The 20,285-nt window shown below is 60.4% G+C and carries 15 protein-coding genes; 12 read left to right on the forward strand and 3 right to left on the reverse strand.

Annotated elements, in window-relative coordinates:
* Nucleotides 1-8: 8 nt before the first annotated feature.
* Nucleotides 9-920 (reverse strand): LysR substrate-binding domain-containing protein, encoded by a 912-nt coding sequence (locus tag POF45_RS15575; protein ID WP_259497686.1) that lies wholly within the window; start codon nt 918-920, stop codon nt 9-11.
* Between the two features lie 181 nt (nt 921-1,101).
* Between POF45_RS15575 and aspA the strand changes: the two genes are divergently transcribed.
* The 7 genes from aspA (at nt 1,102) to POF45_RS15610 (ending at nt 14,027) form a co-directional block, all read left to right on the forward strand.
* On the forward strand, nt 1,102-2,526 hold the full coding sequence (gene aspA / locus POF45_RS15580) for an aspartate ammonia-lyase (RefSeq protein WP_259497688.1): 1,425 nt from the start codon (nt 1,102-1,104) through the stop codon (nt 2,524-2,526).
* 469 nt (nt 2,527-2,995) lie between these two features.
* Nucleotides 2,996-4,453, forward strand: a complete 1,458-nt coding sequence (locus POF45_RS15585; RefSeq protein WP_259497689.1) for an alanine/glycine:cation symporter family protein — start codon at nt 2,996-2,998, stop codon at nt 4,451-4,453.
* Between the two features lie 198 nt (nt 4,454-4,651).
* Nucleotides 4,652-5,656, forward strand: a complete 1,005-nt coding sequence (locus tag POF45_RS15590; RefSeq protein ID WP_259497690.1) for an asparaginase — start codon at nt 4,652-4,654, stop codon at nt 5,654-5,656.
* Nucleotides 5,657-5,820: 164 nt separating this feature from the next.
* On the forward strand, nt 5,821-6,813 hold the full coding sequence (locus POF45_RS15595; protein WP_282316085.1) for an AraC family transcriptional regulator: 993 nt from the start codon (nt 5,821-5,823) through the stop codon (nt 6,811-6,813).
* Nucleotides 6,814-7,105: 292 nt separating this feature from the next.
* Nucleotides 7,106-8,137 carry a histone deacetylase family protein gene (locus tag POF45_RS15600; protein WP_259497692.1) on the forward strand — a complete coding sequence of 344 codons (1,032 nt, stop codon included), beginning with the start codon at nt 7,106-7,108 and terminating at the stop codon, nt 8,135-8,137.
* A 12-nt stretch (nt 8,138-8,149) separates the two neighbouring features.
* Complete coding sequence (locus tag POF45_RS15605; RefSeq protein ID WP_259497693.1) at nt 8,150-9,250, forward strand: polyamine ABC transporter substrate-binding protein; 1,101 nt, start codon at nt 8,150-8,152, stop codon at nt 9,248-9,250.
* Between the two features lie 169 nt (nt 9,251-9,419).
* On the forward strand, nt 9,420-14,027 hold the full coding sequence (locus POF45_RS15610) for a dermonecrotic toxin domain-containing protein (RefSeq protein WP_282316086.1): 4,608 nt from the start codon (nt 9,420-9,422) through the stop codon (nt 14,025-14,027).
* Here the strand turns inward: POF45_RS15610 and pdxR are convergent.
* Nucleotides 14,007-15,554 carry a MocR-like pyridoxine biosynthesis transcription factor PdxR gene (pdxR, locus tag POF45_RS15615; RefSeq protein WP_282316087.1) on the reverse strand — a complete coding sequence of 516 codons (1,548 nt, stop codon included), beginning with the start codon at nt 15,552-15,554 and terminating at the stop codon, nt 14,007-14,009. The two genes, POF45_RS15610 and pdxR, sit on opposite strands and share 21 nt — an antisense overlap.
* Nucleotides 15,555-15,658: 104 nt before the next feature.
* Here pdxR and POF45_RS15620 point away from each other — a divergent pair, with 104 nt between their 5' ends.
* Genes POF45_RS15620 through POF45_RS15630 form a run of 3 tightly spaced genes read left to right on the forward strand, consistent with a single transcriptional unit; the run spans nt 15,659 to nt 17,426 of the window.
* Nucleotides 15,659-16,288, forward strand: coding sequence for an FMN-binding negative transcriptional regulator (locus tag POF45_RS15620; protein WP_282316088.1), 630 nt, complete (start codon nt 15,659-15,661; stop codon nt 16,286-16,288).
* Nucleotides 16,289-16,290: 2 nt separating this feature from the next.
* Nucleotides 16,291-16,737 carry a GNAT family N-acetyltransferase gene (locus POF45_RS15625; RefSeq protein WP_282316089.1) on the forward strand — a complete coding sequence of 149 codons (447 nt, stop codon included), beginning with the start codon at nt 16,291-16,293 and terminating at the stop codon, nt 16,735-16,737.
* Nucleotides 16,738-16,754: 17 nt separating this feature from the next.
* A complete protein-coding gene (locus tag POF45_RS15630) occupies nt 16,755-17,426 on the forward strand; it encodes a GNAT family N-acetyltransferase (protein WP_259497701.1) in 672 nt (223 codons plus the stop codon).
* A 122-nt stretch (nt 17,427-17,548) separates the two neighbouring features.
* On the opposite strand, the gene POF45_RS15635 is transcribed toward POF45_RS15630, so the two are convergent.
* On the reverse strand, nt 17,549-18,448 hold the full coding sequence (locus tag POF45_RS15635; protein ID WP_259497703.1) for a homocysteine S-methyltransferase family protein: 900 nt from the start codon (nt 18,446-18,448) through the stop codon (nt 17,549-17,551).
* Nucleotides 18,449-18,560: 112 nt separating this feature from the next.
* Between POF45_RS15635 and POF45_RS15640 the strand changes: the two genes are divergently transcribed.
* Both POF45_RS15640 and POF45_RS15645 read left to right on the forward strand, forming a co-directional pair.
* A complete protein-coding gene (locus tag POF45_RS15640; protein WP_259497705.1) occupies nt 18,561-19,382 on the forward strand; it encodes an ABC transporter substrate-binding protein in 822 nt (273 codons plus the stop codon).
* Nucleotides 19,379-20,215, forward strand: coding sequence for an amino acid ABC transporter permease (locus POF45_RS15645; protein ID WP_282316090.1), 837 nt, complete (start codon nt 19,379-19,381; stop codon nt 20,213-20,215). Before POF45_RS15640 ends, POF45_RS15645 begins: the two co-directional genes overlap by 4 nt.
* Nucleotides 20,216-20,285 lie beyond the last annotated feature (70 nt).

The following is a 20,285-nucleotide window of genomic DNA, read 5'->3' on the forward strand; positions in this document are numbered from 1 at the left end:
GTGCAGATTTAAACGCTGCCGCTCGCCGCCCCACCTTCAAGCTTGCGCCACAGCAGCCGCACATTCGCCTTGCGCACCAGCGCGCAGCGGTACAGGCGAATTTCCAGCGGAACGTGCCATTGCGGGCCGCCGCACACCACCAGTTCGCCGCGAGCCAGTTCGGCGCGCACGCTCAGTTGCGGCACCCAGGCGATGCCCAGACCTTCCAGCGCCATGCTTTTCAGGCTGTCGGCCATGGCGGTCTCATAGATGGTGGTGAAGCGCAGCGCGCGCTGGCGCAACAAGCCATTCACCGAACGGCCCAGGAACGCCCCGGCGCTGTAGGCCAGCAGCGGCACACTGGCATCGCCTTCCAGATCGAACAGCGGCTTGCCATCCGGACTGGCGGCGCACACCGGCAGCATCTCGGTCTGGCCCAGGTGCAGCGACGGGAAAATCTCCGGGTCCATCTGCATCGCGGCGTCCGGGTCGTAGAACGCCAGCATCAGATCGCAACCGCCCTCGCGCAGGGCGTGCACCGCGTCGCCGACGTTGGTCGCCACCAGGCGGGTGGCGATATTCAAACCTTCGTTGCGCAATTGCGCGATCCAGCGGGGGAAAAAGCCCAGTGCCAGGGAATGCGCGGCGGCAATCTGCATCACTTCGCCCTGCCCGCCTTCCAAGTGATGCAGATGGCGCAGCACTTCGCCGAGCTGTTCGACCACCGTCCGTGCCGTCACCAGAAACAACTGGCCCGCCGCCGTCAGCTCGATCGGCGTACGCGAGCGATTGACCAGTTGCAAGCCCAATGCGGTTTCCAGGCTACGGATCCGCCGGCTGAACGCGGGCTGGGTCACGAAGCGGCGCTCGGCAGCCTGGGAGAAGCTGCGGGTGGCGGCCAGGGCACTGAAGTCCTCGAGCCATTTGCTTTCCAGATTCATCACGTCCTCCCCGGACACGCACCAAATTAGGTCACACGCTCGCCGCACACGCGGCGTCACACCGGCATTATGCCGAATGTGCATAGGCCAGTGCTTAACAGCATTGGCCCAAAAATTTGCACAAGCCTAGCATTCGCAGCGTTCCGGCACAGACCGGGTCCATATCGAGATGATTTCTATCATGTCCTCCGCTGCATCTTTCCGCTCAGAAAAAGACCTGCTTGGCGTACTCGAAGTACCGGCTCAAGCGTATTACGGCATCCAGACCCTGCGAGCGGTGAACAACTTCCGTCTCTCCGGCGTTCCGATTTCGCATTACCCGAAGCTGGTTGTCGGTCTGGCAATGGTCAAACAGGCCGCCGCTGACGCCAACCGCGAGCTGGGTCACCTGAGCGAAGCCAAGCACGCTGCCATCAGCGAAGCCTGTGCACGATTGATCCGCGGTGATTTCCACGAAGAGTTCGTGGTGGACATGATTCAAGGCGGCGCTGGCACTTCGACCAACATGAATGCCAACGAAGTCATCGCCAACATCGCGCTGGAGGCCATGGGTCACCAGAAGGGCGAATACCAGTACCTGCACCCGAACAACGACGTGAACATGGCGCAGTCGACCAACGACGCCTACCCGACGGCTATCCGTCTGGGTCTGCTGTTGGGTCACGACGCGCTGCTGGCCAGCCTCGACAGCCTGATCCAGTCGTTTGCCGCCAAGGGTGTGGAATTCAACCACGTCCTGAAGATGGGCCGTACCCAGTTGCAAGACGCCGTACCGATGACCCTCGGCCAGGAATTCCGCGCCTTCGCCACCACCCTGAGCGAAGACCTGGCCCGCCTGAAGACCCTGGCACCGGAACTGCTGACCGAAGTGAATCTGGGCGGCACCGCCATCGGCACCGGCATCAACGCCGACCCGCGCTACCAGGCCCTGGCCGTTCAGCGTCTGGCACTGATCAGCGGTCAACCGCTGGTGCCGGCCGCCGACCTGATCGAAGCCACCTCCGACATGGGCGCCTTCGTGCTGTTCTCCGGCATGCTCAAGCGTACCGCGGTCAAGCTGTCGAAAATCTGCAACGACCTGCGTCTGCTGTCCAGCGGTCCACGCACCGGCATCAACGAAATCAACCTGCCGGCCCGTCAGCCAGGCAGCTCGATCATGCCAGGCAAGGTCAACCCGGTTATCCCGGAAGCAGTCAACCAGGTGGCATTCCAGATCATCGGTAACGACCTGGCCCTGACCATCGCAGCCGAAGGCGGCCAATTGCAACTGAACGTGATGGAGCCGTTGATCGCGTTCAAGATCTTCGACTCGATCCGCCTGCTGCAACGCGCCATGGACATGCTGCGCGAACACTGCATCGTCGGCATCACCGCCAACGAAGCCCGCTGCCGCGAGCTGGTCGAACACTCGATCGGCCTGGTCACCGCGCTGAACCCGTACATCGGCTATGAAAACGCCACCCGCATCGCCCGTATCGCCCTTGAAAGCGGTCGTGGCGTGCTGGAACTGGTGCGCGAAGAACGCTTGCTCGACGAAGACATGCTCGCCGACATCCTGCGTCCGGAAAACATGATCGCTCCACGTCTGGTCCCGCTTAAAGCCTGATCCGACGCGTTACACACAGCACTGCTCACCAGGTCGAGGGACTAGACACCTCTCACCTTTTGAGGGCTTGGGGATTTATTCCCCAGGCCCTTTTTTTTAACTCTTTGGCAGCAAGACAGAATGTCTGGACGCTGCTTCATGTGGGAAAAGGCCCGTGCGCCCCCACATGAAGCAGCTTTCACATAAGCCCGGAACCATAAAAGCCGGGTGTTTCAAAGCTTCGTTTCGTCGCTTGCACCACAACCGTGCAGACGGGCGCGCCACTGATAGGTATAGTGCCGCCCCTCTTCGCGTGAGCGGTCGTCGGTAACGAGGCCATAACCCATGCGAAACCCGAACTAATAACAAACCCGCAATATGGAACCGGGACGAACCTTCGCCTCACCTGTTTCGCCGCGCGAAAACTGGTGTAACGCGATATTTCTCCCCTCCAGCATTTGCTTAAACAAAAAACAGCGAGGAATAATCCATGCTCGAAGTCATCAACGACTTCCTCTCAGGGAAAGTACTGATCGTGCTCATTGTCGGGCTCGGTAGCTACTTCACGATCCGCTCGCGTTTCGTCCAATTGCGCCACTTCTTCCACATGTTTGCGGTATTCCGCGACAGCCTGAAAAGCAGCGCCGGCCAACTCAGCTCGTTCCAGGCCCTGATGCTCAGCCTCGCCGGCCGCGTCGGTGCCGGCAACATCGCAGGTGTCGGCATCGCCGTGACCCTCGGTGGGCCGGGTGCAGTGTTCTGGATGTGGGTGACTGCGCTGGTCGGTATGTCCAGCAGCTTCTTCGAATGCTCCCTCGGCCAGCTCTACAAGCGCTGCGATTCCGACGGCACCTACCGTGGCGGTCCGTCCTACTACATCCAGCACGGCCTGCAGAAACGCTGGCTGGGCATGATCATGGCATTCCTGTTGCTGGTGACCTTCGGGTTCGCTTTCAACGGCCTGCAATCCCACGCCGTGACGCACTCGCTGAACAACGCTTTCGGCCTCGACACCACCTACACCGGTCTCGGTCTGGCTGTGCTGTTGGGCCTGGTGTTCGTCGGCGGGATCAAGCGCATCGCCAAGGTCGCTGACCTGCTGGTGCCGGTCAAAACCCTGGTGTACATCGGCGTGACCCTCTACGTGATCGTGCTGCAATTCGACCACGTTCCAGGCATGCTGATGACCATCGTCAAAAGCGCCTTCGGTCTCGACCAGGCCTTCGGCGGCCTGATCGGCAGCGCCATCGTCATGGGCGTGAAGCGTGGCGTGTTCGCCAACGAAGCAGGCCTGGGCAGCGCACCGAACGTGGCTGCGGTCGCGTCGGTCGAGCATCCGGTGGCACAAGGCGTGGTTCAGGCGTTCAGCGTGTTCCTCGACACCTTCGTGATCTGCACCTGCACCGCGTTGCTGATCCTGCTCTCGGGCTTCTACACCCCGGGCTTCGAAGGCGACGGCATTGCCCTGACCCAGAACTCCCTGGCCGCCGTGGTCGGTGACTGGGGCCGGATGTTCATCTCCGTGGCGCTGTCGTTGTTCGTGTTCACCTCGATCCTCTACAACTACTACCTGGGCGAGAGCAACCTGCGCTTCCTGATCGGTGAAAACCGCAAGGCGCTGATCGGCTATCGCGCACTGGTACTGGTGTTGATCTTCTGGGGTGCCATCGAAAACCTGAGCACCGTGTTCGCCTTCGCCGACATCACCATGACCATGCTGGCGTTCGTCAACCTGATCGCTCTGTTCCTGCTGTTCAAGGTCGGCATGCGCATCATGCGTGACTACGATGACCAGCGTGCTGCCGGCATCAAGACGCCAGTGTTCGATTCGAGCAAGTTCCCGGATCTGGACCTGGACCTGCAAGCCTGGCCGGCCAACCCGCCAGCCGCTGCTCCAAAGGCAGAAGCAGCAGTAGAGCCGCAAGGCGTGACCGCAGCGCAACGCTGATGGTAACAACCGGGCGCATCCCCTGCGCCCGGCGTGACACAACGTGCGACCGGCGTCATGCTCGGTCGCAGGTTGTGGCAGCGTATTGATGCTGCCATTTTGGTTCGAGCTTGAGAGCGCATCGCAGCCTTCGCGAGCAGGCTCGCTCCCACATAAGCTCGCTACCCAACAAAAAGTCATTGCTCTCGGAGAGTCTCCATGAATTCCTCGACCTACCCTGCCGCCCAGCACGTCATGGTGCTCTACACCGGTGGCACCATCGGCATGCAGGCCAGCGCCAACGGCCTGGCCCCGGCGTCCGGTTTCGAAGCGCGGATGCGTGATTACCTGCACAGCCAACCCGAACTCGTCGTGCCGCAGTGGCGCTTTCGCGAGATGAGCCCGCTGATCGACAGCGCCAACATGAGCCCGGCCTACTGGCAGCAGCTGCGTGAAGCCGTGGTCGACGCCGTCGACGTTCAAGGCTGCGACAGCGTGCTGATCCTGCACGGCACCGACACCCTGGCGTACAGCGCGGCGGCCATGAGTTTTCAATTGCTCGGCCTGCATGCCCGTGTGTGCTTTACCGGCTCGATGCTGCCGGCCGGCGTGACCGACAGCGATGCCTGGGAAAACCTCGGCGGCGCACTGGTTGCACTGGGCAAGGGCCTGGCGCCGGGCGTGCATCTGTATTTCCACGGCGAGCTGCTGGACCCGACCCATTGCGCGAAAGTACGCAGTTTCGGTCGTCATCCGTTCAAGCGCCTGGCGCGTCAGGGCGGCGGTGTAAAGGCGACTTCGGTGCCTGCACAGCTGAACTACAACCAGAGCCGGCAGCTGGCGAAAGTCGGCGTGTTGCCGTTGTTCCCCGGCATTGGCGCCGAGCAGCTTGATGGCGTGCTGAACAGCGGCATTCAGGGCTTGGTGCTGGAGTGCTACGGCAGCGGCACCGGGCCGAGCGACAATCCTGACTTCCTCGCCGCCCTCGCGCGGGCACGGGACAAGGGTGTCGTGGTGGCTGCCGTCACTCAATGCCATGAAGGTGGCGTGGAGCTGGACATTTATGAGGCCGGCAGTCGCTTGCGCGGTGTCGGCGTGCTTTCTGGCGGCGGCATGACCCGTGAGGCGGCGTTTGGCAAGTTGCATGCGCTGCTGGGTGCAGGGCTGGAAAATGCCGAAGTGCGTCGGCTGGTCGAACTCGACCTGTGCGGCGAACTCAGCTGACACCACACAACACCTGTGGGAGCGGGCTTGCTCGCGAAGGGACCGTGTCAGTCGAGATCCATTTCACTGACACACCGCTTTCGCGAGCAAGCCCGTTCCCACAGGAATCATCGCCAGGCATGTAACTTGCTGCGTTCCAGCCATCCCAAGGCTGGAAGTCCTCCATGCTCCACTCCCACCTCACCACGCTCAACGCTGTCTCTCTGGTGCTAAACACCTTCAAGGCTGAAGGCCTGTCCAGCGAGGCACTGTTGGCCGGCAGCGGCATCAGTGCGGCGGACCTGAGCCGCGCCGACACGCGCATTACCACCAATCAAGAGATGCAGGTCTGCGCCAATGCCGTTGCACTCAAGCGTGATATCGGCCTGGAACTGGGCCGGCGCATGCACGTTTCGTCCTACGGCATGCTCGGTTATGCGCTGCTCACCACTGCCACCTTCGGTGACGCTTTGCGCCTGGCAATGCGTTATCCGGCGCTGCTGGGAACACTTTTCGAGCTGAGCCTGGAAGACGATGGCGAACGGGTCTGGTTCGTCGCCGCCGATTACCGGGAAAATCCGGCGCTGGCGGTGTTCAATGCCGAGTTCTGCCTGGTGTCGCTGAAAGTCATCTGCGACGACCTGCTTGGCCATCCATTGCCGTTGCTCGCTGCCCGGTTCGAGCATGCGCCGCCCGACTATCAAGCGAGCTACGGTGAACCGTTCGACTGCCCCTTGTACTTCAATGCGCACGACAACGCCTTCGCCTTCGACCGCCGCTGGCTCGATCAACCGCTGCCACTGGCCGATGTCATTACCCATCAAGCGATGGCCGAGCGCTGCCGCAAGCAGAACACCGAGTTCACCGGGCGCCAGGCGTGGCTGGGGCGCATTCGTCAGTTGCTCGGTGCACAGCTGAATGCGGCGCCGGGCCTGGAGGGGCTGGCCGAGCAGATGAAGTGCTCCGCGCGGACGTTGCGCCGGCATTTGAAAGATCTGGGGTGCAGCTATCAGGAATTGCTGGATGAGCTGCGGTTCGAGCAGGCCAAGCAAATGCTGTGTGAGGATCAGTTGCCCATCTATCGAATTGCCGAGGCGCTGGGATTCAGCGAGACCGCGAGTTTCCGCCATGCATTTGTGCGCTGGAGCGGGGTGACGCCGAGCCAGTTTCGGCCTTGAGTTATTCGCTGCCTGGAATACCGCTATCGCGAGCAAGCTCGCTCCCACATTTTGATCTTCAGCGAACACAGCTTTTGTGCAAGACACAGATCCCCCTGTGGGAGCGAGCCTGCTCCCACATTAGTCCTGCATTCCACGCCCAGTGCCGGGGCACATCCTGCGCCAATTAGGGGCGAATTTCGGTCAGATCTTTTGGCCATATCAATCCCCTTTTGGCCTTTCCTGCTGTTCTCTGAAAAGCCGGCCGCCGCAAGACTGTGTTCAACCGAATCAGCCTGCGGAGAACAAGAAAATGCTGACGATCTACTCGCACGATCACCACCTGCACCACGGCCGTTGTGAATTGATGGACGGCCAACTGATGCCCTGCTTCGAAATGCCGTCCCGTGCCGACCACGTGCTGCAACGCGTGCAGTACCGCGACCTGGGCCCGGTCGAGGCGCCACAGGATTTTGGCCTCGGCCCGATCCAGCGCATCCACAGCCGCGACTACCTGGATTTCTTCAAAGGCGCCTGGGCGCGCTGGACCGAATTCAATACCGACGGCGACTTGCTGCCCTACACCTGGCCGGCCCGCACCCTGCGCCGCCTCATACCCCGCAGCCTGCACGGTCAGCTCGGCTATTACAGCTTCGACGGCGGCGCACCGATCACTGCCGGCACCTGGCAAGCGGCCTACAGCGCAGCACAAGTGGCATTGACTGCCCAGGCGGTAATCCAGCGCGGCGCCCGCAGTGCCTTCGCCTTGTGCCGACCACCGGGACACCATGCCGCCAGCGATTTGATGGGCGGTTATTGCTACCTCAACAACGCCGCCATCGCCGCCCAGGCGTTCCTCGACCAGGGCCACAAAAAAGTCGCGATCCTCGACGTCGATTACCACCACGGCAACGGCACGCAGTCGATCTTCTACGAACGCAGTGACGTGTTGTTCACCTCCATCCATGGCCACCCGGAAGCGGAATTTCCGTTCTTCCTCGGCTATGACGACGAGCTGGGCGAAGGCGCGGGTGAAGGCTTCAACTTCAACTACCCATTGCCCGCCGGTTCTGGCTGGGACACCTGGAGTGCAGCGCTGGATCAGGCCTGCGACGAAATCCGCAAATACGGCGCCGACATCGTCGTCGTGTCTTTGGGTGTCGACACGTTCAAGGACGATCCGATCTCTCAGTTCAAACTCGACAGCCCGGATTACCTGGCCATGGGCGCGCGCATCGCCGCCCTCGGCAAGCCGACGCTGTTCGTGATGGAAGGCGGTTACGCGGTAGAAGAAATCGGCATCAATGCCGTGAACGTTCTCGAAGGTTTTGAAAGCGCCCAATGAGGAACTAGAACAATGATCAGACTCAAGCGTTTTATCGCTCCAGCGCTGTGCGCCACGGTGCTCAGCGGTGCCGTCCATGCAGAAGAACGAACGTTGCGCGTCTACAACTGGTTCGACTACATCACGCCCAAGGCCCTGGAAGACTTCAAGTCCCAGAACACCCAGACCAAACTGGTCTACGACATCTTCGACACCAACGAAGCGCTGGAGGCCAAGCTGCTGACCGGCAACTCCGGTTACGACGTGGTGGTGCCGTCCAATGTGTTCCTGGCCAAGCAGATTGAAGCCGGGGTGTTCCAGCCGCTGGACCGCAGCAAACTGCCGAACTGGAACCACCTCGATCCCAAGCTGATGAAGCTGATCGAGGCCAACGATCCGGGCAACAAATTCGCCGTGCCCTACATGTACGGCACCATCCTGATCGGCTTCAACCCGGACAAGGTCAAGGCCGCGCTGGGTGCCAATGCACCGGTGGACAGTTGGGACCTTATCTTCAAGGAAGAGAACATCAGCAAACTGAAACAGTGCGGCGTCGCCCTGCTCGACTCGCCCTCGGAGATCCTGCCGCTGGCCCTGCAACACCTCGGCCTGGACCCCAACAGCAAGAAGCCTGCGGACTACGACAAGGCCGAAGCGCTGTTGATGAAGATCCGCCCGTACATCACCTACTTCCACTCGTCCAAGTACATGGCCGATATTGCCAACGGTGACATCTGCGTCGCGGTCGGTTATTCGGGCAGCTTCTCCCAGGCTGCCAACCGCGCCAAGGAAGCCAAGAACGGCGTGGTCGTGGACATGCGCCTGCCCAAAGAGGGCGCGCCGATCTGGTTCGACATGCTCGCGATTCCGAAGGGGGCGAAAAATCCACAAGACGCCTACACCTTCATCAATTACCTGCTGCAACCGCAGGTGATCGCACCGGTCAGCGACTTCGTCGGCTATCCGAACCCGAACAAGGACGCCACCGAATTGGTCGACCCGGCGATCCGCAACAACCCGAACCTGTACCCGACCGAAGCGGCAATGAGTACGCTCTATACCCTGCAACCGCTGCCACGTGATGCCGAACGCGCACGGACCCGGGCCTGGACCAAAATCAAATCCGGGACCTGACGCCTGTGCTGATGGGTCATTGCGATCCCTGTGGGAGCCGAGCAAGCTCGACTCCCACAAGGACTGCGTTTACCTGTCAGGGCTTTTTTAATAGACGATAAATAATTACCACCTCAACCCGTGTGGCGTTTCCTACCGTGGCTCAACCCCAGGTCAACAGGAAACGACCATGACGCAGACGTCCACACCCAACCCGCAAAACCCGTCGAAATTGCTTCAGGAAAAAAGCAACCTGATCATTCAGACCAGCGAAGGCCCCAGCCTCGATGTGACGGCCGCCGAGCTGTTACGCAGCACCTTGAAGCAACAGTATCCAGAGCTGAACATCGACCCCGATCGCACCTTGCTGGTCACGCCACAATGGAAACAGACCCGCGAGCAATTCATCGGTTTCGACCCGAAAATCGAGAGTCTGACCGAAACGTTATTGAGCCAGAGCCAGTCCGGGCAAATCGCCAACTTCACCGAAGGCGAGCACTTTCTGACACCGGCACCGCTGACCATCCCACCGATACAGCTGGCCGTCAGCATCGAAGAGATTGCCGACATACTCAACGACTATGCGCCGCTGCTGTACGTCGAGTTCCAGCAACGGCAACTCGATTACTGGAACGAATCGCTCGTCGACAAACCCCGCTGGCACGTATTGAGCGACACGCTGAAAAAGGCCTTGAACCTCGAGCAGGTCAACGGCTGGACAGCGGATCAGTGCGCGGTAGCCCGAGCGGTTTGCGCGCACCCGGACAAGACGGAACGGGCCAAAGCCACTACCACGATCCCGGGCATCCAGGCCTGCCTGATTGATATTGACTACAACGAATCAGACAACACCGGCCACTTTCTGCTGGGTGGGGCGATTGTCCTCAAGGCCACGCACAATCAGCAGGACATGCTGTTGCTGTACAGCATCGAAGGCGGCTACGAAGCGTTCGACTCCATGGACAAACTGGGCGCTTCGTTGCCCGGGCGAATGAACATGGAGAACACCGGGGCGTCCCTTCAATGGCGCTTGTTCGAGCCTGACGGCGACATTTTCGACTACTTGGCCTGGGCGCTGGTTGCCGGCCAGATAGAGTCCCTTTCAGCACTCACTTCATCCCGTTCAACCTCGACAAATCAGATCTTTTCACCTGCATCGACCGGCAACGCCGGTCGTTTCAGCGCAGAGGAAAAAGAGCGCATCAAGCAGCTCAAGGACGCCGTTCCCGAGTGGCTCTCGAATGCCTCGGCTACCGACTTGCAGGACTACGGCCACTATCTGTCGAACCAGGGCAAGCTGCGCAATGGCTCAGCGCTCAACGACATCGAGCTGATTACCCCTTATGCCCAGGAGCAAATGCGCAACGCGATTGTCGCGGACCGACGGGTGAATCACGGCAACGATGCGGTCGGACTGCCGCTTGACGAGTTGCAGATCACTATCACCAACAGCATGACGGCCGGCGCCTTCACCCTGCCCAACCCCCAAGGCATCTACGTTGAAAGCCTGGGTAAATTCGGCCTGCAAAACGTCGCGCCGTACAAGGCCGAATTGAAGTTCAAGAACAACCAGGCATGCCCCGAATGGCTCACCGTTGCCTACCTCAACAAGATGGCGGAGCAGGTCGACATTGGTAAAACCTACCCGGCGCAGCTGAAGAAAAAGCTGATCGATGACGAGGATCAGGCGCTGCTTCAGCAGCAACGCTATGTCAGCCTGCTGCCCGACCTGCTCAAGCTCAAAGCCCTGGAATGCAAACTGCAGAAAGAGGCCAGGATTGACGACGTTGGTTATCAGTACGTCTGCGAGTTGATGGATGTCGCCCAAGGACAACCGAGAAAAGCACCGCTCGACATTGTCATTCGCCCACTGAGCTTTGTGCCCCGATATCGCTTGCTGTCCGGCGGTGACACTGTGGCCAACATGTTCATCATCGGTCCGCGCACGCCACATAACGGCCCGTGCCTGCTCTATCGCCCGGCGCTGGAAGATCCGTTGATACAGTTTGCTTCGTTTCAGAACATGATTTACGCCATGCACCAGCCCGGTGAACTCAGAGATTCGGTGCTGGCCTGGCTACCAACGCCCGCACTCAGTTTCGAGTACTCACAGTACGTATTTCCTGTCGGTCTGCCTTCGCCCTGGCTGGTAACGGCCTCAGGCATCGAGCTGCTGTTGAACCTGGGGCTGAGCGGCCCGATCAGCCTGGGCACCGAGGAGATCACCGACGACATACTGGCCACGCTGTTCACCAGCAACGCCCAGACACTGGTGGAACAGGCTGACCGTCAGTCCCTGTCGAATGGTGAACGCCGCTGGGAGCTGCTGCGTGACAGCGGCTGGGCCATTTTCAGCGTCGCTTCGACTTTCTTGACCGGGCCGGTGGGCACCGCTGCGTGGGTCTGGCAAAGCATCGAACAGCTACAGCAAGGGCTTGAGGCCCATGAGCGCGGGGACAGTCTGGTGGAGTGGACGTCTTTGGGCGACGTCCTCATGACCTTGGGCATGATCCTGATTCATCAGGCCGGCCGGCGCATTTCGGCGGATATCGAGCGTTTACGCGGCGAACCGAAACAATGGCCGTCATCCGTCACGACGGTGCGCCCATTACTCGAGCCTGTTGCGACCACCATGACGCTGGACACCACCGCGCTCTCCGGGGAGCTGCCCGCCGCTCACGCCACGGTGCTGGAAGCCGGAGAGTCGGTACCGCGGCGCACCCCTACTGCCCTTGGGGTTTACCTGGACAGTGTGAAGGTCAGCGCACCGAACCTGACCAACAAGGAGCTGATCACCCTCAACGACAAGCCGCCGCACCTTTATCAACTCAACGAAAAAAACTATGCCAAGGTCGCCAATCGCTGGTTCCAGGTGCTGATCAATGACGATGAACAGGTGCAAATCGTCAATCCGAAAAACCCTGCACGCAGCGGCCCGTTGTTGACACATGATCAAAAGGGCAACTGGTATGTGGACACGCGACTGCGCCTGCGAGGCGGTGGGCTGAGAAGCCGCCTCTCGGCCCTCAGGCTGGAAAAGGAACAGAGAAAGGCCACCCTGCACGCAAAGTTGAAGGCCTTCAAAAGTCAGGAAAACGCCATAGCGGTCGAAGTCGCACAACTGCGCGAGAACATGATGAATGCCACCGGGGATAACTTTAAAACCCAGACCGCGCTCTTTACCGACAAGCTCGAAGCACGGGTCGAAAGCTATCAGCAAGCTATTGAGCAACTGAACGAATGGCGCGCACTGGGCGGTACAACCGGTTACAGCTACGACCTGTTGCGCCTGACCACCCAGATGGAAAAGCACCTGACCTTATGGTTCGCGGTCAAGAGCCAGGAGTACTCGACGGCGATCCTGACGTTGCTGAGCAACGATGCGATCAATACCGGACTACCGGTGGGCGACAATCTCCAATCCATTGAAAACACCGTAGCATTGAGCCAGGCCATCAGCGAACGGCTGGTATTGGCCCGTAGCGCCATGACCGGCCTCAACGTGCTGGGCAGGGCCGCCCGTGAGTCAATCCAGACCATCCAGAAAATACTGCCGACCTACAGCCCCCTGGACTACAAGGCCAACGAAATCGGCATGGCCTACGAACTGTGTGTACAGGAACAGGCAGGGGCGCAAATGCCACAAGCTCGCAAGGCCGTGGCGGACATCGTCATTGGAGCCGCCGAGGCCAGCCAGGAACTGACCGACATCCTGCTTGAATCCACCAAGGGCCAGACCACCCAACAACGCATCACGGCGGCAACCCGAATCCTGGACGTCTTTGCCGACGCCCTTCAACGCATCGACAACCTGCCCACCCAGTACCCCAACATGACTAAACCCCAGGCATTGGCCCGCCTGCAGGCACTGATCAAGGAGTTCCAGGAGGCCGGCCAGGCAATGCTCTACGACTTGCTGCCCGAAGGTGAGCAGCCAGTTGCACCGGATCGATCCACCTCCCCGGTTGCCGGCCCGTCCCGCCCTCAGGCCAAGGTGACGAAGACCCGCCCACGAGAGCCAGCGCCTTCGGATGAGCAGAAAACCGACGCGCCCGCCTTCAAGAAACTGATACCCAAAACCGAGACGCCCGGCAAACCGGTGAGGAATGACCTTGACGTCATCAGTGACGGCCTGGAACTCAATCTTGAACTGGAGCCTTTCATCACCCGCATCAGCAAGGATGCCGAACGGGCAAACAGTATTCCTGCTGACAGGCAACACGAGTTTGATTCGCAGGCGCTCAAATACGAAGAAGAGGCAGCAGCGGTCGATACGGCTATAGCGAACATTCGTGCGGCCAATGGCACGCTCCCGCCCGTTGCGACCCTGAGCGCTGAGTTGAGAAGTGCTGCGGTCCGTCTGCGTACCACCGGTATCAGCGTTCGCGCATCAATGCTGAAGAAGCGCAAACCTCGACTGGAGTACTTGCAATGGTTGCATGAGAACGCTCAGGTCAAACTGACGCGCAACAGGGAGGGGCGTATCAAGACAAAAGGCAAGGGGGACTATTTTCAGGAGTACAAGATCCTCGACATCACTCGCAACGACCAGCCTCTATGGTTGGCGCACTTTCACTACGACACTGCCAACAGCCCCGCCGCCGAACCCACTGTGGCCCATTTGAAAATCGCGGACACTTATCTGGATACGCTTGATCTGGAGCTTAAAGGGCAACTGCTTGATCTCGAACCGAGGGATTACGTGGTTCGCCGGATCACCGATCCTGCTACACGCTCATTGTTTCTCGCACTGGAACCCCGCAACCCAGCGAGCCTATCAAAACCAGACGCTACGTAACCGCAGCAGCGCTGACTCGATCGCGGCTTCCGGCACGGCGGCGAACCCCAGCACCAGCCCGGCACGCTGATCCGCTGGCCGGGTCGAGTCGGGTAGCCAATAGCTGCTCAGGGCGTTGATCTCGACGCCCACCGACTCGGCTTGCGCCACCAGCTCACGCTCGCGGGCCACGCTCTCTACCGACACCGTCAGATGCAGCCCTGCCGCCACACCGGGCAGGCTGCCGACGCCGGGGATATCTTTTGGCCAACCGACCAGCAACGTATTACGACGGCTCAAGGCCGCGCGGCGCATGCGGCGAATGTGCCGCTGGAAATGCCCGGCCGCCATGAACTCGGCCATTACCGCCTGAGTGCTGACTTCCGAATGCCGTACGTCCACGGCACGGCGCCGTGAAAACGCATCGACCAGCGCGGGCGGCAATACCAGATAACCCAGACGCAACGCCGGGAACGCGACCTTGCCGAACGTCCCGACGTACAGCACACGCCCCTGACGATCCAGGGCCGCCAAAGGCGCCAGCGGTGCGCCGCTGTAACGGTATTCGCCGTCATAGTCGTCTTCGACGATCCAGCCTTGAGTCCGCTCGGCCCATGCCAGCAACTCCAGGCGCCGCGCCAGGCTCATGATCACCCCGGTCGGGTATTGATGCGACGGGGTGACATAGGCCAGCCGACAGTCGCTCAACCCCGCCAGTTCGGCGCAGTTGATGCCTTCGTTATCGACCGGCACACCCTGCAACCGCCCCCCGGCCACGGCAAAGGCATGACCTGCCGCGCGGTAGCCCGGATTCTCGATCGCCACCCCATCGCCCGGCTCCACCAGCAGCTGTGCACAAAGGCTGATTCCCTGCTGCGCGCCACTGGTGATCACAATTTGCTCAGCCGTGCATTGCATGCCACGAGAACTGCGCAAATACGCGGCAATCAGGCTGCGCAACCTTGCGTCGCCCGCCGGATCGCCATAACACAGCTGCTGCAAATCCGGTTTGCGCCAGAAAGCCGCATTCAGCTTGGCCCAGACCTCGAACGGGAACAGGTCGAATGCCGGCACCCCCACTCGAAATGCCCTCGGTGGACCGCTCGGCGGCGTCGCCAAATGGTTCTTTTCGACTCGGCCCAAAGCACCGCTGTGGATAACTTTACTGGATGAAATTACAGGTAAATCCAGCCAATTTGTGGATAAGGCTGTGGATAAGCCTGTTGAAAACCCTGTGGATACTTTTGTGGATAGTTTTTTCACCGGCAAGACGGTTTGCGGCAATTGCGCGACATAAGTGCCATCACCCACGCGGCCCTCGATAAAGCCTTCGGCGTACAACTGATCGTAGGCCCGGACCACGCTGTTGCGAGAAATCGACAGGGCCGCCGCCAAGTCGCGACTGGCGGGCAAGCGGGTGCCGCTGGCAAGTCGCCCGTCCAGCACCCGTAAGCGCAGCGCCTGATAAAGCTGACGGCTCAAACCCTGGCGACGATCGAGTTCGATACCCGCCGGGTTGAATGACAAGGAAAGCGGCGCATCGGTCATGGCCTGAACCTGTAAAGAATGGACCTATGAAATTGGCCGGTAATGGCTCTTACAACAGACCAATAGCCTGCCTAGGATGCAAGCAATCGCCAAGGAATATTTCCATGTACAACCCCAGCGCTTTTGTCGTCGACGATTTGCCGCAACTGCACCAGCAGATACTCGCCACCCGCCTTGCCATACTGGTGACCGACGGTGAACAAGGCCTGCAAGCCAGTCATATCCCGTTGCTGCTGGACGCCGAGCAAGGGCCCAATGGCACGCTGTACGGGCACCTGGCCAAGGCCAATCCGCAATGGCAGGAATTGCAGAACGGTGCCGACGTCATGGTGATTTTTGCCGGCGCCGACGCCTACGTCAGCCCGGGGTTTTATCCGAGCAAAGCCGAGCACGGCAAAGTTGTGCCGACCTGGAACTACGTGGCCGTCCACGCCTATGGCCAAGCCGAAGTGTTCAGCGACGCCCATCGCCTGCGCAACCTGGTCAGCGCCCTGACCGACCGCCACGAAGCCACTCGCGCCAAGCCGTGGAAAGTCGATGACGCCCCCGCCGACTACATCGACGGCATGCTCAAGGCCATTGTCGGTTTCGCCTTGCCGATCCAGCGCCTGGAAGGCAAACGCAAGCTCAGCCAGAACCGCAATGCAGCAGACATCGCCGGCGTGCGCGAAGGGCTGGCCGCCAGCGCCGATGCGCAGGACCAGGCGCTCGCCCACTTGATGGTTAAGGAATGAACATGAGTCAGATCGAGATTCGCCAGGTCAGCGCCGCCGACCACGCCACCTGGCTGCCGCTATGGCAGGCCTACCTGCGCTTCTACAACACTGAGTTGCCCGAAGCCGTCAGCCTCAGTACCTGGCAACGCCTGCTCGACCCGAATGAGCCGACTCATTCAGCGTTGGCCTGGGCCGATGGCAAAGCCGTGGGCATGGTGAACTTCATTTATCACCGCTCGAACTGGAGCATCGAAAACTCCTGTTACCTGCAGGATTTGCTGGTGGTGCCCGAAACCCGTGGCACCGGCATTGGCCGCCAACTGATCGAATTCGTCTACGCCACCGCCAAGGACGACGGTTGCTGCAAGGTCCACTGGCTCACCCACGAAACCAACGCCACGGCGATTCAGCTCTACGAGCGCATCGCCGAACGTCCCGGTTTCATCCAGTTTCGCAAAGGTCTTTAAGGTTTAAGGAGAACACGATGTCGACTTCACTCGCGGACTGGAAAGGCGTCCCGGCCCCGACCGCCCGACTGCTCGAAGGGCGCTTCATTCGCCTGGAAAGACTCGACCCGGCGCGCCACGCCGACGGCTTGTTCAAAGCCCTGCAAGGCCCCGGTGCCGACCCGAAACTGTGGGACTATCTGCCATACGGTCCTTTCCCGGAACGCAGCGCGTTCAATGACTGGCTGAACAACCACGCAGCCGCCAGCGACCCGTATTTCTTCGCGGTGATCGACCGCGTCAGTGGCGATGTGCAAGGCATCCTCAGCCTGATGTCCATCGTCCCGGCCCAGGGCCGCATCGAAATCGGCCACGTCACCTTCGGCGCACCGATGCAACGCTCACCGAAAAGCACCGAAGCGGTTTACCTGCTGGCCAAGGAATCGTTCGCCATGGGCTACCGGCGCCTGGAGTGGAAATGCAACAACGCCAACGCTCGCTCAAGGTACGCGGCCGAACGGCTGGGCTTCAGTTTTGAAGGCGTGTTCCGCCAGCACATGGTGGTCAAGGGACAGAACCGCGATACGGCGTGGTTTTCGATTCTTGACTCGGAATGGCCAGCGATTGGCGCGGGGTTTGAGCGCTGGTTGAGCGATGAGAACCAGACGGATTCGGGGCAGGTGAAGACGTTGGCCGAGTGCCGCGGGTAATTTTTTGGCGTCTGGACGGGCCTCATCGCGAGCAAGCTCGCTCCCACAGGGGTTTTGGGTTGACCACAAGATTGTGGCCATCCTCCAATCCAATGTGGGAGCGAGCTTGCTCGCGATGGGCATCACACGAGTTTCTGGGCAAGCACCGCAATATGCTCCGGCCCAATCCCGCAGCACCCGCCCAGATGACTGGCCCCCCGCTTGCGCCAGTCGGCCGCCCACTGCAGATAACCCGGCGGATCCAGATCCTCGCGCAACGGGTCCAGCCCATCGTTGGCCGTGGCTTCTTTCGGTTGGGGCGGAAAGGCATTGGCGTAGGCGCCGATATGAATTGTCACCCCCAAACGCTCAAAGGTTGATCGTGCAACGTCAATGGCAGCGCCAATCACTTCTGGCTGACTGCAATTGAACAGCAGCGTCTCGACGCCCAACTCTGCGGCCACTGCCGCCGCCTCGGCCACCGTCTCACCGGAACGCAAGCGCGGTACTTCGTCGGTGTCCTCATCCATCAGGGTAAACGACAGCCATAACGGCTTGCCGTCTTTCGGCAGACCGGCATGGATCGCCCGCGCCTCGACGATCGAGCTCTGGGTTTCCGCCAGCCACAGGTCGACATGCGGCGCGAGCCCTTTCACCAGCGGCGTCAGCAATTGCGTCACCCGCGCAGCATCAAACAGGTCTGGACGGTAGGAGCCAAACAGCGGCGGCAGTGAGCCAGCCACGCGTACCGGTTTACCGGCAGCCTCGACCGCACGCCGGGCCAGCTCGCCTGCCAACGCCGCCAGCGCCTGGCCTTCGGCGGCAAACCGCTCCTCGCCAATGTGAAATGGCACCACCGCATAGCTGTTGGTGGTGATTACGTTGGCACCACTTTCGATATAAGCCGCATGCACCGCTTCTACCGCCGTCGGCGCTTCGATCAATGCCAGTGCCGACCACTCGGGCTGCCTGAAAGGCGCGCCTGCGCGTTGCAACTCACGACCCATGCCGCCATCCAGAATCACTGTGCCTGCTGCGCTCATATGCTTTTCACTCATATGCTTATGAAAATAACTCACTACCAGAGTCGTTCTTATAACTATTTAATACGCACCATCCGGTTAATAACAACCTCTTTTTTATCAGGGATCGACTGTGAAATTCCAACCACTTCTGGCCTTGGGCCTGACGATTCTGGCTGCCTCCACTCAAGCCTTCGGCGGCGCCACGCTGGATCGCGTCGAGCAAAAGAAAGAGCTGGTGGGCGTGCTGATGGAAAGCTATCCGCCCTTCTCGTTCCTCAATGACCAGAACCAGCTCGACGGTTTCGACGTGGATGTGGCCAAGGCCGTGGCGGATAAACTGGGCGTCAAACTGCGGCTCGAAACGCCGTCCTGGGACGTCATCGCCGCTGGCCGCTGGAGCGGTCGTTACGACATCTGCATCTGCTCCATGACCCCGAGCAAAGCCCGCGCCGAAGTCTTCGATTTCCCGGTGGAGTACTACGCTTCGCCAGCCGTGATTGTGGTCAACGCCAAGGATGATCGCATCCACAACGCCACGGACCTGAGCGGCAAGAAAATCGGTCTCACCAGCGCCTCCAGCTACGAAAGCTACCTGAACAAGAACCTGGTGATCGAAGGCGCCGAAGACACGAAATTGCAGTACCCGTTCGAGGACGTGCAAATCGCTCCGTATGACACCGACAACGTGGCCTTCCAGGACTTGGGCCTGGGCGCCGGCGTGCGACTGGACGCGATCCTCACCAACCTGGTGACCGCACAACCGCGCCTGAATCAGGACAAACGCTTCAAGCTCGCCGGCGAGCCGCTGTACTCGGAGCCGAACTCGGTGGCCATCGAAAAAGGCGACCCGCAGTGGGACAGCAAGGTGCGTGAAGTCTTCGCCCAACTGAAGCAGGACGGCACGTTGAGCAAGCTCTCGCAAAAATGGATCGGCGCTGATATCAGCAAATGACTTCTTTCCCCAAATCTCCCCAGCCGCCGCAACCGGTGGCTGAATCACGGCTGCAACGGATCTTCGGTTTCCGCACGCGGCTGTACCTGACCTGGGCGGCGATGCTCGGGCTGTTCGCCAGTTTCTTCCTGAGCTTTGATCTGAAGTTCTCAATCATCCTCGACAAACTGCCCAGCCTGATCGGCATGCATCTGGCGCCCAACGGCTTTGTGCAAGGTGCGGCACTGACGTTGTTTCTGTGTGTATGTTCAATTGTGGCGTCATCGCTGCTGGGCTTCATTACTGCACTGGCACGCCTGTCGAAAAGCGCCGTGGCCTTCGGCATCGCCAGTTTCTATGCATCGTTCTTTCGCGGTACCCCGCTGCTGATCCAGATCCTGTTGATCTACCTCGGCCTGCCGCAACTGGGCATCGTGCCGGGCGCCGTCGCCGCCGGGATCATCGCCCTGTCGCTGAACTACGGCGCTTATCTGAGCGAAATCTTTCGCGCCGGCATCCTCGGAGTTCCCCACGGCCAACGCGAAGCCTCGCTGGCCCTGGGCATGCGCGACAGCGTGATCTTCTGGCGCGTCACCCTGCCCCAGGCCATGCGCACCATCATCCCGCCGACCACCAACCAGTTCATTTCCATGCTCAAGGACTCGTCGCTGATCTCGGTTATGGGCGTCTGGGAAGTGATGTTTTTGGCGCAATCGTATGGCCGTTCCAGTTATCGCTATATCGAAATGCTGACCACGGCGGCGATTATTTACTGGGTGATGTCGATTGGGCTGGAGCTGATACAGGCGCGAATGGAGCGGCATTACGCGAAGGCGTATTTGAGTCGCAGCTAGCAGCCCTCGCAATACCGCCGTAAGCGCTGCCGAAGGCTGCAATCTTTTGACCTTGGGTCCGATCAACTTG

The sequence above is a fragment of the Pseudomonas fungipugnans genome, assembly GCF_029955235.1.
GTDB lineage: Bacteria > Pseudomonadota > Gammaproteobacteria > Pseudomonadales > Pseudomonadaceae > Aquipseudomonas > Aquipseudomonas fungipugnans.